This window comes from Castellaniella hirudinis (assembly GCF_047468865.1).
Lineage (GTDB): Bacteria > Pseudomonadota > Gammaproteobacteria > Burkholderiales > Burkholderiaceae_B > Castellaniella > Castellaniella hirudinis_A.
On the sequence record NZ_JBLGTV010000001.1, the window covers coordinates 678,029 to 694,819 of the forward strand.

The 16,791-nt window shown below is 67.7% G+C and carries 13 protein-coding genes; 7 read left to right on the forward strand and 6 right to left on the reverse strand.

All coding sequences use genetic code 11. From position 1 onward, the window contains the following. Positions 1 to 212 precede the first annotated feature (212 nt). The 5 genes from ACMHYJ_RS03265 (at position 213) to ACMHYJ_RS03285 (ending at position 6,258) form a co-directional block, all read left to right on the forward strand. The gene (locus ACMHYJ_RS03265; protein ID WP_414244758.1) at positions 213 to 1,964 is read left to right on the forward strand and encodes a PAS domain S-box protein; all 1,752 of its coding nucleotides are present in this window, start codon (positions 213 to 215) and stop codon (positions 1,962 to 1,964) included. Beyond that, entirely contained in the window at positions 1,961 to 2,590 is a 630-nt protein-coding gene (locus ACMHYJ_RS03270; protein ID WP_414244759.1) for a response regulator transcription factor, read from the forward strand. The genes ACMHYJ_RS03265 and ACMHYJ_RS03270 overlap by 4 nt, the downstream gene beginning before the upstream one ends. After that, entirely contained in the window at positions 2,587 to 3,441 is an 855-nt protein-coding gene (gene folD / locus ACMHYJ_RS03275; protein ID WP_414244760.1) for a bifunctional methylenetetrahydrofolate dehydrogenase/methenyltetrahydrofolate cyclohydrolase FolD, read from the forward strand. The genes ACMHYJ_RS03270 and folD overlap by 4 nt, the downstream gene beginning before the upstream one ends. Before the next feature lie 32 nt (positions 3,442 to 3,473). After that, positions 3,474 to 5,558, forward strand: a complete 2,085-nt coding sequence (locus tag ACMHYJ_RS03280) for a M3 family metallopeptidase (protein WP_414244761.1) — start codon at positions 3,474 to 3,476, stop codon at positions 5,556 to 5,558. Between the two features lie 61 nt (positions 5,559 to 5,619). Then, positions 5,620 to 6,258 (forward strand): SCO family protein, encoded by a 639-nt coding sequence (locus tag ACMHYJ_RS03285; protein ID WP_414244762.1) that lies wholly within the window; start codon positions 5,620 to 5,622, stop codon positions 6,256 to 6,258. A 43-nt stretch (positions 6,259 to 6,301) separates the two neighbouring features. Here the strand turns inward: ACMHYJ_RS03285 and ACMHYJ_RS03290 are convergent, their stop codons facing one another. Both ACMHYJ_RS03290 and ACMHYJ_RS03295 read right to left on the reverse strand, forming a co-directional pair. After that, complete coding sequence (locus ACMHYJ_RS03290) at positions 6,302 to 7,684, reverse strand: dihydrolipoyl dehydrogenase (RefSeq protein ID WP_414244763.1); 1,383 nt, start codon at positions 7,682 to 7,684, stop codon at positions 6,302 to 6,304. 12 nt (positions 7,685 to 7,696) lie between these two features. Further along, positions 7,697 to 7,897 carry a heavy-metal-associated domain-containing protein gene (locus ACMHYJ_RS03295; RefSeq protein WP_414244764.1) on the reverse strand — a complete coding sequence of 67 codons (201 nt, stop codon included), beginning with the start codon at positions 7,895 to 7,897 and terminating at the stop codon, positions 7,697 to 7,699. Between the two features lie 200 nt (positions 7,898 to 8,097). On the opposite strand from ACMHYJ_RS03295, the gene ACMHYJ_RS03300 reads away from it, so the two are divergent. Continuing rightward, complete coding sequence (locus tag ACMHYJ_RS03300; RefSeq protein WP_414244765.1) at positions 8,098 to 10,377, forward strand: heavy metal translocating P-type ATPase; 2,280 nt, start codon at positions 8,098 to 8,100, stop codon at positions 10,375 to 10,377. A 9-nt stretch (positions 10,378 to 10,386) separates the two neighbouring features. Further along, entirely contained in the window at positions 10,387 to 10,806 is a 420-nt protein-coding gene (cueR, locus tag ACMHYJ_RS03305) for a Cu(I)-responsive transcriptional regulator (protein WP_414244766.1), read from the forward strand. Here cueR and ACMHYJ_RS03310 read toward each other — a convergent pair. The 4 genes from ACMHYJ_RS03310 to ACMHYJ_RS03325 form a co-directional block, all read right to left on the reverse strand. Continuing rightward, the gene (locus tag ACMHYJ_RS03310) at positions 10,773 to 11,339 is read right to left on the reverse strand and encodes a nitroreductase (RefSeq protein WP_414244767.1); all 567 of its coding nucleotides are present in this window, start codon (positions 11,337 to 11,339) and stop codon (positions 10,773 to 10,775) included. The genes cueR and ACMHYJ_RS03310 overlap by 34 nt on opposite strands. A 105-nt stretch (positions 11,340 to 11,444) precedes the next feature. After that, positions 11,445 to 12,170, reverse strand: a complete 726-nt coding sequence (gene pdxJ, locus ACMHYJ_RS03315) for a pyridoxine 5'-phosphate synthase (RefSeq protein ID WP_414244768.1) — start codon at positions 12,168 to 12,170, stop codon at positions 11,445 to 11,447. Then, positions 12,170 to 13,612, reverse strand: coding sequence for an efflux transporter outer membrane subunit (locus ACMHYJ_RS03320; RefSeq protein ID WP_414244769.1), 1,443 nt, complete (start codon positions 13,610 to 13,612; stop codon positions 12,170 to 12,172). Before ACMHYJ_RS03320 ends, pdxJ begins: the two co-directional genes overlap by 1 nt. Then, entirely contained in the window at positions 13,609 to 16,776 is a 3,168-nt protein-coding gene (locus ACMHYJ_RS03325; RefSeq protein ID WP_414244770.1) for a multidrug efflux RND transporter permease subunit, read from the reverse strand. Before ACMHYJ_RS03325 ends, ACMHYJ_RS03320 begins: the two co-directional genes overlap by 4 nt. Positions 16,777 to 16,791: the final 15 nt, after the last annotated feature.

Sequence of the window (16,791 nt, forward strand, 5' to 3'; positions counted from 1 at the left end):
CGACCACACATCGCGCCTGCCTGAAGTACGCGCCGGACGAGAGGGGATTTGAAGCACGATGGCGACGAGGTGCCCGGCACCTGCCGTCATTCTAGGAAAGACCGGGGATAAGCACAAGCAAAATTTCATCTCGTGATATGAATTTTTATTATGTGAAATATTGAATACCGAATTCGCGTCTAAAATGGCGCAATCGCAAGATCAACAAGGCCATGGCTAACCCGAACCGCAAGTCGATGATCCCCACGACGTTCTACGAGCACGCCCGCCGTAGCCGTCGGCTGTACAGGCTGACCCCCGCCGTCGTCCTGGTGCTGTACCTGTGCGTCATGGGGGCGTTCGTGTGGCTGCAGCGCCTGCAAAGCGACAGCGTGATGTTCGTCACGATCGACCAGGAAACCCGTCAGCAGCGGCTGATGATGGTGGTTTTCGCCCTGTCGCTGGTGATCATCTTCAGCCTGCTGGCGCTGTGGCGCTATACCCGCTTCCGCACCCAGGCCGAATCCGCCCTGATCGCCGAAACCGGGTTCCGGCGCGCCATGGAGAACTCCATGTCCACCGGCATGCGCGTCTTCGACATGCAGGGGCGCATCGCGTATGTCAACCCCGCCTTCTGCCGCATGATCGGCTGGAACGAAGCCGACCTGATCGGCCGCACGGCCCCCTTCCCCTATTGGCTGCCGGGACGGCACGACCACCACCGCGAAACCCTGGCCCAGCTGCTGTCCGGCCGCACCCCCAGCAGCGGCCTGGAAATCGAAGCCCAGCGGCGCGACGGCTCGCGCTTCACGGCGCGCATGTATGTCTCGCCGCTGCGCGACCCCAAGGGCGAGCAGATCGGCTGGATGACCTCCATGACCGACATCACCGAGCCCAAGCGCATCCGCGAAGCCCTGACCGCCGCCCACGAACGCTTCATGACCGTGCTGGAGGGCCTGGACGATGCGATTTCCGTGGTGGCCGACACCCCGGAGGGCCTGGAACTGCTGTTCGCCAACCGCACCTACCGCCGCCTGTTCGGCGCCCAGGCCAGCGGCCACGCCCAGCTGCTGGGCGGCCGCCTGGGGCGCTTTACCGACGAGACCATGGAAATCTTCTCGCCCACGGCCGAGCGCTGGTTCGAGGTGCACCACCGCATGCTGGCCTGGACGGATTCCCGGCGGGTGCGCCTGCAGGTGGCGCGCGACATCACCGAACGCCGCAAACACGAAGAAGCCTCGCGGATGCAGCAGGAAAAAGCCCAACTGACCAGCCGCCTGACCACCATGGGCGAAATGGCGTCGTCGCTGGCGCACGAACTCAACCAGCCCTTGACGGCCATCAGCAATTACAATATGGCGGCGGTCGCCATGGTGAAATCGGGCAAGGCGTCGGCCGAATCCCTGATTCAGGCCCTCGAAAAAGCCTCGCAACAAGCCGAGCGCGCCGGCAAGATCATCAGCCGCATCCGCGAATTCGTCAAACGCAGCGAACCCCGCCGACAGGCGGTGGATCTGGCCCGCATCGTGGAAAACGCGGTGGGCTTTGCCGACATCGATGCGCGCAAGCGCCAGATCGAGATCGTCCAGAGCCTGCCCGATCCCATGCCGGCGGTGCTGGCCGATCCCATCCTGATCGAGCAAGTGCTGCTGAATCTGCTGAAAAACGGGGTCGAAGCCATGGAACACAGCGAATACCGCAGCCTGCACGTCAACATCGCCGACCAGGCCCCGCAGATCGAAATCGCCGTCATCGACCGCGGCCACGGCCTGCGCAACCCGGATCGCCTGTTCGAGCCTTTCTACAGCACCAAATCGGAAGGCCTGGGCATGGGCCTGAATATCTGCCGTACCATTATCGAGTCCCATCACGGGCGGCTGTGGGCCAGCCCCAACCCCGAAGGCGGGACCATCTTCCGCTTCACCCTGCCCAAAGCGCCGCCCGGCGTGCCGGTCTCAGAATCACCAGAGGAAAAGCAAGCATGACAGACCCCCAAGTCTCCAGCATCATCTATATTGTCGATGACGACGAAGCCGTCCGCGATTCACTGCGCTGGCTGCTGGAAGCCAATGGCTACGCCGTGCGCAGCTATGCCGGCGCCGAAGAATTCCTCGATGCCTACAACCCGGATCAGGTCGCCGTCCTGATTGCCGACGTGCGCATGCCCGGCATGAGCGGGCTCGAACTGCAGGAAACCCTGATTGCGCGCAAGGCCCCCCTGCCCATCGTGTTCATCACCGGCCACGGCGACGTGCCGATGGCGGTCTCCACCATGAAAAAGGGTGCCGTCGATTTCCTGGAAAAACCCTTCAACGAAGCCGACTTGCGCCGCATCGTCGCGGGCATGCTGGATCAGGCCAGCGAAAAAGTGCGCGAGGCCCAGGCCCTGCGCGACCAGGAGGCCGTGCTCAACCGCCTGACCGCGCGCGAACAGCAGGTGCTGGAACGCATCGTGGCCGGGCGCCTGAACAAGCAGATCGCCGGCGACCTGAACATCAGCATCAAGACCGTGGAAGCCCACCGCGCCAACATCATGGAAAAACTCGAAGTCACCACGGTGGCCGACCTGATGAAGATCGCCCTCGCCCGCTCCGAGGAGGCCCACTCGTGAGCGCCCGACTGATCGACGGCAAGGCCTTGTCGGCCCAGGTGCGAACCCAGGTGGCCGAACGCGTGCGCAGCCTGAAAGCGCGCGGCGTGACGCCCGGCCTGGCGGTCGTGCTGGTGGGCGAGGATCCGGCGTCGCAGGTCTATGTGCGCAACAAGGCGGCGGCCTGCGAGGCCGCCGGCATGCTGTCGCGCTTCATCCCGCTGGGCGCCGACACCCCGGAAGGCGAACTGCTGGACGTGATCGAGACCCTGAATGCCGACCCGGCCATCCACGGCATCCTGGTGCAGCTGCCCCTGCCCGGCCACATCGACACCGGGCTGGTGATCGAAACCATCAGCGCCCTGAAAGACGTGGACGGCTTCCACATCAGCAACGCGGGGCTGCTGATGACCGGGCGGCCGCTGTTTCGCCCCTGCACGCCCTATGGCGTGATGCGCATGCTCGAATCCGAGAACGTGCCGCTGCGCGGGGCTGAAGCCGTCATCGTCGGCGCCAGCAACATCGTGGGCAAGCCCATGGCCATGCTGCTGCTGGCCGCGGGGGCCACCGTCACGCTGTGCAATTCCAAGACCCGCGACCTGGCGATCCAGACCCGGCGCGCAGACGTGCTGGTGGTCGCCACCGGCAGGCCCGGCATCGTCCGGGGCGACATGATCAAGCCGGGCGCCGTGGTGATCGACGTCGGGATCAACCGCCTGCCCTCCGGCCAGCTGACCGGCGACGTCGATTTCGAGTCGGCCGCCGCCGTGGCCTCGGCCATCACCCCGGTGCCGGGCGGCGTCGGCCCCATGACCATCGCCATGCTGCTGGTCAACACCGTCGAAGCCGCCGAACGCGCCGCACAGTCTTGAAAACCCGGGGGCCCGCCCCCATCTGAGCCCCTATGAAGCCAAACACCGCTGCCGCAGACAATCCCCTCCTCGTTCCGGCCGAGGCCTATGTCGATTATGCCGCGGTCAGACCCCCGCACATCCAGCCCGCCATCAGCGCCCTGATCGCCGACACCCGGGCGGCCATCGACGCCGCCGCCGCGTGCGCCGACGACCCGGATTGGGAAAACCTGGTCGAGGCCATCGAGGATCCGTCCGAGCGCCTGCACCGGGCCTGGTCCATCGCCGGGCACCTGAATGCCGTGGTCAACACGCCCGAACTGCGCGCCGCCTACAACGAGTGCCTGCCCCTGATGAGCGAATTCTCCACCTGGGTGGGGCTGCACCAGGGGCTGTTCCAGCGCTATCAGGCCCTGGCGGACAGCCCGGCGTTCGCCGCGCTGGCGCCCACGCGCCGGCGCATCGTCGCGCTGGCCCTGCGCGATTTCCGCCTGAGCGGGGTCGAACTGCAGGGCGAAGCACGCGAAACTTATGCGCGCAACGCCGACCTGCAGGCCCAGGTGTCACAGAAATTTTCCGAAAACGTCATGGATGCCACCGATGGCTGGTTCCTGCGGGTCACCGACGCCGAACGCCTGCAAGGCCTGCCCGACAACGTCGTTGCCCAGGCCCGTCAGCGGGCCCAGGCGGCGGGCGAGGATGGCTGGCAACTCAGTCTGCACATGCCCTGCTACCTGCCGGTGATGCAGCACGCCCGGGACCGCGACCTGCGCCAGACGGTCTATCGCGCCTATGCCACGCGCGCCTCCGAGCAGGGCGACGTCGCCTTCGATAATTCCGAATCCATCGAATCCCTGCTGGCCCTGCGCGCCGAAGAAGCCAGCCTGCTGGGCTACGCGGACTTCGCCGCGCTGCGCCTGGAAACCCGCATGGCCGACAGCGCCGACCAGGTGATGGGCTTTCTGCGCGAGCTGGCGGCCAAGGCCCGGCCCAGCGCCCAGCGCGACCTGGACGAACTGCGCCTGTTCGCCGCCCGGGAACTGAACCTGGAAACCCTGGAACCCTGGGACGTGGCGTATGCCTCCGAGCGCCTGCGCGAACAACGCTACGCCTACTCCGACGAGGCCCTGCGGCCCTATTTCACCGAATCCCAGGTGCTCGAAGGCCTGTTCCAGGTCATCCACACCTTGTTCGGCGTGCGCCTGCGGGCCTGCGACGCCCCGGCCTGGCACGCCGACGCCCGCATCTACCAGGTGCTGGACGCCCAGGGCCGGGAACTGGGCCGCCTGGGGATGGATCTGTACGCCCGCCCGGGCAAGCAAGGCGGCGCCTGGGTGGACAGCGAACGCAGCCGGCGCCGCCGCGGCGAGGCCCTGCACTGCCCGCTGGCCTGGCTGACCTGCAATTTTTCCGCGCCGCACGACGGCCGCGAAGCCCAGCTGACGCACGACGAGGTCATCACCCTGTTCCACGAAAGCGGCCATGCCATGCATACCCTGCTGTCGCGGGTGGACGAGCCCGGCGCCGCCGCCTTCGCCGCGGTCGAGTGGGACGCCATCGAACTGCCTTCGCAGTTCATGGAAAACTTCTGCTGGGAATGGGGGGTGCTCAAGTCCCTGACCCGCCATGCCGAGACAGGCGAAACCCTGCCCCGGGCGCTGTACGACAAGCTGCTGGCCGCGAAAAACTTCCAAAGCGGCCTGCAGGCGCTGCGGCAGGTGGAATTCGCGCTGTTCGACATGCTGATCCACACACAGAACCACGGCCTGTCCATCAGCGCGGTGCTGGACACCCTGGATGCCGTGCGCCAGGAAGTCGCCCTGCTGATCCCGCCCGCCTGGCACCGTTTTCCGCACGCGTTTTCCCACTTGTTCGCCGGGGGGTACGGGGCGGGCTACTACAGCTACAAATGGGCCGAAGTGCTGTCCGCCGACGCGTTTGCCGCCTTCGAGGAACAAGCCCGGGATCAGGCCGACGGCACGCGCAATGTCTTCGACCCGGATACCTGCCGGCGCTACCTGGATGAAGTCATCGCCGTGGGCGGGGCCCGGCCCGCCGCCGAGTCCTTCCGCGCCTTTCGCGGACGCGACCCGTCGCTGGACGCCCTGCTGCGCCACAGCGGCCTGACCGCGCCCTGACGCCTTGGCAACGCCCGTCGCCACCCCGCCCATGATGCGCCGCGCCCGCCGGAACCAGCCCATGGCCCGCCGCGCGCCGGGTGGATCCGCCCCCCTCCCGCCGCCCCGCCGCCCGGGTCGGCGGGCCGCCCGCTGGCTGGCCGCCGGCCTGTTGTGCTGGCTATTGAGCCCGGGGCTGGCCGGCGCCACGGTGCATCCTGTGCGCGGATTTCTGCCCGACCTGAAATTCTCGCTGCAAGGCGCCGGCGGCGTGGCCGTGACCCAGCAGGACTTCCGGGGCAAGGTGGTGCTGCTGTTCTTCGGCTACGCCAGCTGCCCGGACATCTGCCCCACCACCATGGCCCAGCTGGCCCAACTGACCGAATCCCTCGGCCCGCGGGCCGATCAGGTGCGCATTGTGTTCATCAGCGTGGATCCGCACCGCGACACGCCGGATATCCTGCAGGCCTATGTGGATCTGTTCGACCCCCGGGCCATCGGCCTGACGGGGGATGAAACCGCGATTGCCGACCTGGCGCGACGCTATCGGGTGGCCTATCAGATCGAGAAGCCCCGCCCGGGCGAGGCCGACAGCGCCTACGAGGTCGCCCATAGCCGGGGCATCTACGCCTTCGACCAGGCGGGCAAGGCCGTCTGGCTGGCGTCGGACGGCGAATCGCAGGACGACCTGCGGGCCGCGCTGGATCCGCTGCTGGATTGAGCCCCGCGCCGTCCGGGTGCCGCGGGCCCCGGGCGGCGCGGGGCTACTTCAGCGCATCCCGCAATGCCGTGCGGATGCCTTCCTCGATGGTCGGATGGTAGAACGGCAGCGCCAGCATCTGCGGCACGCTCAAGCCCATCTGCAGCGCCCAGGCCAATAAATGGGCCACATGCTCGGCGTCGGGGCCGACCATCTCCGCCCCCAGGAAACGCTGATCGTCCCGCCGCATGTATACCCGCAGCAGCCCCTGATTGCGCCGCATGACCCGCGCGCGGCCCTGGCGGGCCCAGTCGACCGCCCCGATGGCCACGGCATCGGGATCGCAGGCGGCATAGCCGCCGCCCACCTGCATGATTTGCGGATTGCTGAAGACCACCGCCATCGGCGCCCGGCGGCTACCGGGGCGCACCGCCGGCCAGGCGGCGGCATTGCGCCCCGCCAGGCGACCGTCGTCCGAGGCCTCGTGCTGGATGGCATGGCGGCCGGTGACGTCGCCCGCCAGGAAAACCGGCTGACCGTCGACCTGCAGGGTCTCGGGATCGAACCGGGGCATGCCGCGCTCGTCCAGCGGCATGCTGGTGCGCGCCAGGCGCAAGGCCGCCAGCGCCGGCCTGCGCCCGGCGGTCAGCAAGACGCGGTCGAAGGATTCTTGGGTTTCCGGGCCGTCACCCACCGTCCAGCCCACCAGCGCCTGATCGCCCCGGCGCTGCACCGTCGTGACCCGAGCGTTCTGGATCAGCTTGAGTTCCGGCGCCAGCAGATCGACCGCGGCCCGGCGCACGGCGGGATCGGCCAGGTGCGCAAAGCTGTCCGAGCGATTGAGCAGGCGCACGCGCACCCCCAGGCGGGCCAGGGCCAGGCCGAGTTCGACCCCGATCACGCCCGACCCCACCAGCAGCACGCTGCGGGGCAAGTCGCGCCAATCGAAGACATCGTCGTTGACGATGGCCAGCTCGCCCAGGGGCTGGTAGAGGTCGGGCACGACCGGCCGGGTGCCGGTAGCGATCACGATGCGGGCGGCGTGGATTTCGTGCCCCTGGCTGCTTTGCAGCACCCCGTCGCGCAGGAATTCGACGTGGGCATCCAGGCGGTGTTCCGGCGGCATGGCCCGCACATCGTCCACCACGAAGCCGGCGAAGCGGTCGCGTTCGCTCCGGACGCGCGCCATCACCGCCTCCCCATCCACCCGGGGCGCATCGGACACATGTATCCCGAAGCCCGGCGCATGCCGCACTGCGGCGGCGGCCTCGGCGGCGGCGATCAGCAGCTTGGACGGCATGCAGCCCACCCGGGCGCACATCGTGCCGTGCGGGCCGGATTCGATCAGCAGGGGCTTCAGACCCGCCTTGACGACCTCGCGGTAGGCCGGCAAGCCGGCCGAACCCGCGCCGATGATGGCCACGTCGCAATCAATACGCATTCCCATGGCGGCCTCCGTTCAAGCCAAGCGCACGTCATAGCCTTCTTCGGCAATGGCCGCCTGCAGCGCGGCGGCCTCGACCGCCGCTTCCACGCTGACCCGGCGGGCGTCCAGATCGACCTGCACGCGGGCCCCCGGGGCCGCCGTCTGCACGGCCCGGGTGATGGTCTGCACGCAGTGATTGCACGTCATGTCTGAAACAATGAATTCGGCTTTCATTAAAATCTCCGTCAAAGGCGGGGAATCCCCCATCGGCCGGCCTGCCCGAGCCCGCCGCCGTGGCCCAACGGCCCGGCCGGTGCTCGACAAGCCGCATCCCTTGTATGGTAAACCTTGCCACGGGGGCAAGCACAAGGGCTTGACCTTGCCCCTGGGTCAAGCTTGATCCTGTCACCATGCCGCATCAACAGGAGCCCCGCATGAGCAACACCGCCCTACCCAGCATCGACCTGGACATCGAAGGCATGACCTGCGCATCTTGCGTGCGCCGGGTGGAGACAGCCTTGGGCAAAGTCCCCGGGGTGGCCCAGGCCAGCGTCAATCTGGCCACCCACCGGGCCCACGTGGTGCTGGCGCGGCAAGACACCGACCCCGCGGCCCTGATTGCGGCGGTGGACAAGCGCGGCTATGCGGCGCGCCTCGCCCCGGCGCGGTCCGCCGCGCCCAAGCCGGGCGACAGCGCCGAAGATCCGCAAGCGGGCCGCCGCTTTGTCTGGGCCCTGATCCTGACCCTGCCCGTGTTCATCGTGGAAATGGGCGGCCACCTGATCCCCGCCATGCACCACTGGGTGCAGGCCAACCTGTCTTCGCAGGCGCTGGCCTGGATGCAGTGGGTTCTGACCAGCGCCGTGCTGGCCGGCCCGGGGCGCCCATTCTTCAGCCGGGGCTTCAAGGCGCTGATCCACGCAGGCCCGGACATGAACACCCTGGTGGCGTTGGGGGCGGGCAGCGCCTGGCTGTATTCCACCTTGGTAACCCTGGCGCCGGCCCACTTCCCGGCGGATTCCCGCCACCTGTATTTTGAAGCCGCCGCCGTGGTCGCCACCTTGATTCTCCTGGGACGCTGGCTGGAATCCCGGGCCAAGGGCCGCGCGGGGGCCGCCATCCGCCAGTTGCTCGACCTGCAGCCCCGCACCGCCTGGACGCACCGCGCCGGCCACTGGATCGAGCTGCCTGTCGCCCAACTGGCACGCGGCGATGATGTCCGTGTGCGGCCCGGCGAAAAAATCCCGGTGGACGGCGTGGTCGTCGAAGGCGAATCCTGGGTGGACGAATCCATGATGACCGGCGAACCCATGCCGGTGGCGCGCCGCCCGGATGACCGCCTGATCGGCGGCACCTTGAACACCCAGGGCAGCTTGCGCATGCGCGTCACCGAAGTCGGGGCCGATACCGTGCTGGCGCAAATCGTGCGTCTGGTTGAACAGGCCCAGGCCGGCAAGCTGCCCGTGCAGCAAAAAATCGATCAGGTGACGGCCTGGTTCGTCCCGGCCGTGATGGGGCTGGCCGCCCTGACCTTTGCCGCCTGGTTGATCTGGGGGCCGGCCCCCGCCCTGGCCCACGCCCTGGTGGCCGGCGTGGCGGTGCTGATCATCGCCTGCCCCTGCGCCATGGGCCTGGCCACCCCGATCTCCATCCTGGTGGCCACCGGCCGCGCCGCCGGCCTGGGGATTCTGTTTCGCCAGGGCGATGCCTTGCAGCGGCTGCGCGACGCCCGGGTGATCGCCTTCGACAAGACCGGCACCTTGACCGAGGGGCGCCCCGCCCTGACCGACCTGCTGATCCAGGATGAATCCCCGCGCGGCCCGCTGCTTGAAGCCCTGGCGGCGGTGCAAAGCGGATCCGAGCACCCGATTGCCCATGCCGTCCGCCAAGCCGCCCAGGCCGCCGGGCTGACCGTTCCCGCCGCCGCCCATTTCCAGGCCATCACCGGCGCGGGTGTGCAGGCGGACGTGGGGGCGGATCACTACCTGATGGGATCGCGCCGCCTGATGCAGGATCGGCGCATTCCGCTGGACGAGCACGCGCTGGCCCAGGCCGAGCAGTTGGGCCTGGCGGGCAAGACGCCTTTCTATGTGGCCCGCAACGGCCATTTGGCGGCCATCGTGGGCGTCGCCGACACGCTGCGCCCCTCGGCGCGGCCCCTGGTCGAGCAATTGCACGCCCTGGGGCTGAAGACGGCGCTGATCACCGGAGACCACGAAGCCGCCGCCCGGGCGGCGGCGCAAAGCCTGGGCATCGACATCGTGCATGCCCAGACCTTGCCCGAACACAAGGCGGCGCGCCTGCGCGAACTGCGCCAGGCGGCGGGGCCGGTCGCGTTCGTCGGCGACGGCATCAACGACGCCCCGGCCCTGGCCAGCGCCGATGTGGGGATTGCCATGGGGCGCGGCACCGACGTGGCCATCGAGTCCGCCGACATCGTGCTGATGAACGAAGACCTGGAATCCGTGGCCCGGGCCATCATCCTGTCGCGCAAGACCTTGCGCAACATCGGCCAGAACCTGTTCTGGGCCTTTGCCTACAACGCCGCCCTGATTCCGGTGGCGGCCGGCGCGCTCTACCCCTGGACCGGCCTGCAGCTGTCCCCCATGCTGGGGGCGGGCGCCATGGCCCTGTCCAGCGTCTTCGTCGTCGGCAATGCCCTGCGCCTGAAAACCCAGGCCCTGCGGGCCCGCGCCCCGAACCCGAAAATCTGAGGAGGCCCCATGCATACCATCGGCACCGCCGCCCGGCTGACCGGCCTGAGCCCGAAAATGATCCGCTACTACGAGTCCCAGGGCCTGTTCAAGCCCCGGGGCCGCAGCAGCGCGGGCTACCGCCTGTACGACGACGCCGATCTGCACGCGCTGCGCTTTATCCGCAGCGCCCGCGAGCTGGGGTTCTCGCTGGCGCAAATCGCCGAGTTGACCGGTCTCTGGCATGACCACCGGCGCGCCAGCGCGGAAGTCAAGAAACTGGCGCTGGCGCACATCGACGCCCTGGAAGCCAAGGCCGCCGTGCTGCAAAGCATGGCCGATACGCTGCGCACGCTGGCGCGGCATTGCCATGGGGATCAGCGCCCGGAATGCCCTATCTTGGAAGGGATCGAGGCTCAGGCGTGCCAGTCGCGCACAAAATTGCGGTAATCCGGCCGGGCCGCCGGCGCGGGGGCCTCGATCGGCGTGCCCAGCGCCAGGTAGCCCATGAAGTGCTCGTCCAAGGGGTCAAAGCCCAGGGCCGCGCCCATGCCGTCCAGGTAAGTGCCCAGGCCGGTGCTCCAAAACCCATGGAAACCCAGGGCATGGGCGGCATTCAGCATGTTCATCACGGCCGCGCCGACGGCCAGCCGGCTTTCTTCCGGGCGGATGCGGCCATGGGGATCGGGCCGGCACGCCAGCAGAATCACCAGAGGCACCCGGGACAGCCAGGTTCGCGCCCCGGCGACCTTGTGCGCCGGCAACGGTTTGTTTTCATCCAGGCCCGCCTGCACGGCCACGTCCACCAGGGCGGGGACATCCGCGCCCCGAACCAGCGCAAAGCGCCAGGGATGCACAGCGCCGTGATCGGGCGCCCGCACCGCCGCCTGCAGGATGAGATCCAGCGCCGCGTCGTCCGGCCCCGGGGCTTGGACGAACTTGACGGATTGGCGCGCAAACAGCGTATTGAGAAAATCAGACACACAAGCTCCTGTCGCAGGGGCGTGGCGCAGACGTCGCGGACGGCTGCCAAGACACGCGGATGAACCCGCCGCCCCACAGCGGGGGCTGGGGGGATGATGTGGCGATCAGCGGGCCGCCGCCTGGCGCATCAAGGCCTTCATGCGCCGGATGGCGGGCTCCCAGCCATCGAACACCGCCTGGGCGACGATCGCGTGGCCGATATTCAGTTCGCTGATCCCCGGCAAGGCGGCGATGGCCGACACATTGTCGTAATGCAGGCCATGGCCGGCATTGACGCGCAGCCCCAGCCCCACGCCCACCGCGATGGCGCGGCGCAGGCGATCCAGCTGCTGGTCCCGCAACGCGGCATCGGCCGCGTCGGCATAGGTGCCCGTATGCAGCTCGATCACGGGCGCGCCGATCCGGGCGGCGGCCTCGATCTGGTCGGCCTCGGGGTCGATGAACAGGGACACCCGGATGCCCGCATCCCGCAGACGGGCCACGGCGGACGCGACCTCGGCGGTGCGGCCCAGGACGTCCAAGCCGCCCTCGGTGGTGAGTTCCAGCCGGTTCTCCGGCACCAGGCAGACGTCCTGGGGCTGGACGGCGCAGGCGATATCCAGCATTTCCGGCGTGATCGCGCATTCGAGGTTCATGCGCGTGCGCAAGGCGGGCCGGATCGCGTGCACATCGGCGTCCTGGATGTGCCGCCGGTCTTCGCGCAGATGCAGGGTGATGAGGTCGGCCCCCGCGTCCTCGGCCCGCAGGGCCGCCTGCAAGGGGTCGGGATACGAAGTCAGACGCATCTGGCGCAAAGTCGCCACGTGGTCGATATTGATACCGAGTTCCATTACTCGTCCTTGGCCGGCACATCATCCGGGGACCAGCCGCCGCCCAGTGCCTTGTAGAGTTCGACCCGGTTGAACAGGGCCGCGGTGCCCAGCTGGATGAACTGCTGCTGGACGCTGTAGAGATTGACCTGGGCCGTCTGCACCTGCAGAAAGCTGTCGATGCCGGTCTCGTAGCGGATCTCGGACAGCTTCAGGGCTTTCAGGGCGGAGGACTCGGTGGCCCGCAAGGCATCCAGCTGCCGGCTGTAGGTGGCTTCGCCCGCCAGCCCGTCGGCCACTTCGCGGAAGGCCGTTTGGATGGTTTTCTCGTAGGTGGCGACGGCGATGTTGTTGCGCGCCTTGGCCAGATCCAGGTTGCCGCGCACCCCGCCCGAAAAGATCGGCATCTGGATTTGCGGGCTGAATTGCCAATAGCGGTGACTGCCGCCGAACAAGGCATCCAGCTGCGGGCTGGCAAAGCCCAGCAGGCCCGTCAGGCTGATGTTCGGGAAGAAGGCCGCGCGCGCCGCGCCGATCTGGGCATTGGCGGCCATCAGGGCATGTTCGGCCCCGATGATGTCCGGGCGGCGTTCCAGCAGCTGCGACGGCAAGCCCGCCGGGATCGACGCCAGCAGCTGGTCGCGGCCAAACGGCAGCGCGGCGGGCAGGCCGTCCGGCATCGGCGCGCCGAGAACCAATTGCAAGGCATTGCCGGCCAAGGCGATTTCGCGCTGCGCGGCGACCAGATCGGCGCGCACGGTATCCAGCTGCGCCTGTGCCTGTGCCAGATCGAGGTCTGAAGCAACCCCCACGTCGAAGCGCGCCTGAACCAGCTTGAGGGAGGCTTCGCGGGCGTCCAGGGTCTTGCGCATCAAGGTGTGCAGGCTCTGGGCGGAACGCAGCTTGAAATACGCCTCGGCAGTCTGGGCGATCAGGCTCAATTGCACGGTGCGCCGGGCCTGCTCGGTGGCCAGATACTGCTGGTAGGCCGCTTCGCTGAGATTGCGCACCCGGCCGAACAGATCCAGCTCGAAAGCCGTCATGCCCACGCCCGCCATATAGGTGCGGCTGACCGAACTGCTGTCCGCCCCGCCGCTGCGCATGTTTTCAGGCGAACGGGTGATCTGGCCCGTGCCGCCGATGCCCAGCGTGGGCAGGCGGTCGCTTTGGGCGATACCGTACTGGGCCTGGGCTTCCTCGACGCGCTCGATGGCGATGCGCAGGTCGCGGTTGTTTTGCAAGGCCAGTTCGATCAGGGCCTGCAGCCTGGGGTCGGGGAAAACCTCGCGCCAGGCGGGCAGCGCCGCCCCGGGCCGGGCTGCGGCGTCCGGCGCCGCCGCCGGAAAGAGATCCGGCACCGGGGCGGCCGGGCGCTGGTAGGTGGGCGCCAGCGAGCACGCCCCCAGGGCCAGGCTCAGTGCCGTCATGGCCCCCAGCCGGGCGGCGTTGGTCAGGACGGTCATGAGCGGTCTCCCGGACGGGCGTCTTCGGCCGACGGGATAATCGCCGCCTGGTGGCCCAGCAACTTGGGTTTGGTCTTGAACAATTTCAATATCACGACAAAAAAGGAGGGAACGAACATCACGGCCAGCGGCGTCGCAGCCAGCATGCCGCCCATCACCCCCAGGCCCACGGCGTTCTGGCTGGCCGCCCCCGCGCCGTTGGCCAGCACCAGGGGCACGACCCCCAGGATGAAGGCGAATGAAGTCATCAGGATGGGCCGGAAGCGCAGGCGCGCCGCTTCGACGGCGGCTTCCTTGAGGCCGGCGCCGCTGGCGTAGAGGTCTTTGGCGAATTCGACGATCAGGATGGCGTTCTTGGCCGCCAGCCCGATGACGGTCACCATCCCCACCATGAAATAGACGTCGTTGGATTTGCCCATGAGGCTACTGAGCAGCACCGCCCCCAGCATCCCCAGCGGCACGGCCAGCATGACCGACAGCGGGATCGCCCAACTTTCGTACAGGGCGGCCAGCACCATGAAGACCACCAGCACGGACAGGCCCATCAGAATGGTGGACTGGTTGCCCGCCTGGATTTCCTGGTAGGACAGGCCGGTCCATTCGTAGGCCAGCCCGCCGGGCAGTTGGGCGATGAGGCGTTCCATCTCGGCCATGGCTTCGCCGGTGGCATAGCCCGGCGCGGCGGAGCCCCCGATGCGCACGGACTCGTAGCCGTTATAGCGCACGACCTGCACCGGACCCGTGCCCCAATCGACGCTGACGAACGACGACAGAGGCACGGCTTCGCCCTGCTGGTTGAGCGCGTTGAGCTGCAGAATGTCGTCCGGGCTCATGCGCGCGGACTGCTCGGCCTGCACCCAGATGTTCTGCACCCAGCCTTGATTGGTGAACTTGCCCACATAGGACGAGCCGATGGCCGTGCTGATCAGGCTGGCGGCTTCGGAGAAATCCACCCCCAGGGCGGCGGCCTTGGCGCGGTCGATCTGCACGTGCAGCTGGGGGCCGGCCCCCAGGCCGGTGATCCGGGTGTCGGCGAGGATCGGGCTTTGGGCCGCCAGCTGCAGCAATTGCTGGGCGGCCGCCTGCAGGGCGCTGTTGCCGATGCCGCCGCGGTCTTCAAGACGCAGGTCGAAGCCGGCGGCATTGCCCAGCGACGAGATGGCGGGCGGGATGATGGAAATGACCATCGAATCGGGCAGGCCGAACAGCAGCCGGCCCATGGCTTCGCCGGAAATGGCCTGGGCCGAGTCCCCCGGCCCCTTGCGCTCGGAGAAGTCTTTCAGGGTGACGAAGGCAATGGCGGCATTCAGGCCATTGCCATTGAAGCTGAAACCCTGCACGGCAATCGTATTGGCCACCTGGGGCAGGCGCATGAAATAGCCTTCGACCTGCTCGATGGTTTCGATGGTGCGATTGGACGTGGCCCCCGACGGCAGCTCGATGTTGGCGATGACGTAGCCCTGGTCTTCTTCGGGCAGGAAGGACGTGGGCAGGCGCACGTACATCCAGCCCAGCACGCCCACCATCAGCAGAAACACCAGCATCATGCGCGCCGGCCGGCCCAGGCTGCGGCCCACCCAGTTGGCGTAGCCCGAGGTGCCGCGCTCGAAGGTACGATTGAACCAGCCGAAGAAACCGCCTTTCTGGGCGTGTTCGCCCTTCTTGATGGGCTTGAGGATGGTGGCGCACAGGGCGGGGGTGAAACTGAGGGCCAAAAAGGCGGAAAACAGGATGGAGACCGCCATGGCCACCGAGAACTGGCGATAGATCACCCCCACCGAACCGGACATGAAGGCCAGCGGCAGGAACACCGTGGTCAGCACCAGCGTGATCCCGACGATGGCCCCGCTGATCTGCGGCATGGCCTTGCGCGTGGCGTCCTTGGGCGAGAGGCCTTCCTCGGCCATGATGCGCTCGACGTTCTCGACCACCACGATGGCGTCATCGACCAGAATCCCGATGGCCAGCACCATGGCGAACATCGTCAGCACGTTGATCGACAGGCCCAGGGCCATCATCACGGCGAAGGCCCCGAGGATGGCGACCGGCACCACCAGCGCCGGGATCAGGGTGTAGCGCACATTCTGCAGGAAAATGAACATCACCACGAACACCAGCACCATGGCTTCGAACAGGGTGTGCACCACTTGTTCGATCGACAGCTCGACATAGGGCGAAGTGTCGTAGGGGATTTCGTAGGTGATGTTGTCTGGGAAGAACGCGGCCAGCTCGTCCATCTTGGCCTTGGCCAGCTTCGCGGTTTCCAGCGCGTTGGCCGTGGGCGTGAGCGACAGGGCGAACGCGGCCGTGGGCTTGCCGTTCAGGCGGGCGCCGAACTGATAATTGTCGGCCCCGAGCTCGACCCGCGCGATATCGTGGATGCGCACCGTCGAGCCGTCGGGATTGGCGCGCAGGATGATGTTGCCGAATTCTTCCGGGGTCTTGAGCTCGCCATTGACTTCCAGCGGCGCGGACACGCGTTGGTGCTGCGGGTTGGGCGGCGCGCCCAGGGAGCCGCCGGAGATCAGCACGTTCTGGCTGGAAATGGCCGCATTGACCTGGGCCATGCTGAGTCCGTAGCCGACCAGCTTTTGCGGATCCACCCAGACCCGCATGGCCCGCCCCGAGGCAAACAGCTGGAACTTGCCCACGCCCTTGACCCGCGACATGGGGTTTTGCACATTGCGGGTGATGTAGTCGGCCAGCGCGGTCTGATCCAGCGAGCCGTCCTTGGACGACAGCGTCACCACCATCAGGAAGCCCGAGTTGGACTGATTGACCTGCAGGCCCTGCTGCACCACGGCGGCGGGCAGCTTGGCCGTGACGTTGGACAGGCGGTTCTGCACGTCCACCTGGGCCATGTCCGGGTCGGTGCCGGGCGCGAACGTGACGGTGATCTGGGCCTGGCCGTAGGAATCGCTGACCGATTCGTAGTACAGCAGGCCCTGGGCCCCGTTGAGCTCGTTCTCGATGATGCTGGCGACGTTGGTGGAGACTTCCGCCGCCGACGCCCCGGGATAGGTGGCGCTGACGTTGATGGTGGGCGGTGCGACCTCGGGGTACTGGGACACCGCCATGTTGGGAATGGCCATGAGGCCGGCCAGGGCAATCGCCAGGGCCACCACCCAGGCAAAAATCGGCCGTTCGATAAAAAACTGTGGCATGAGCGCTCGTGTGTG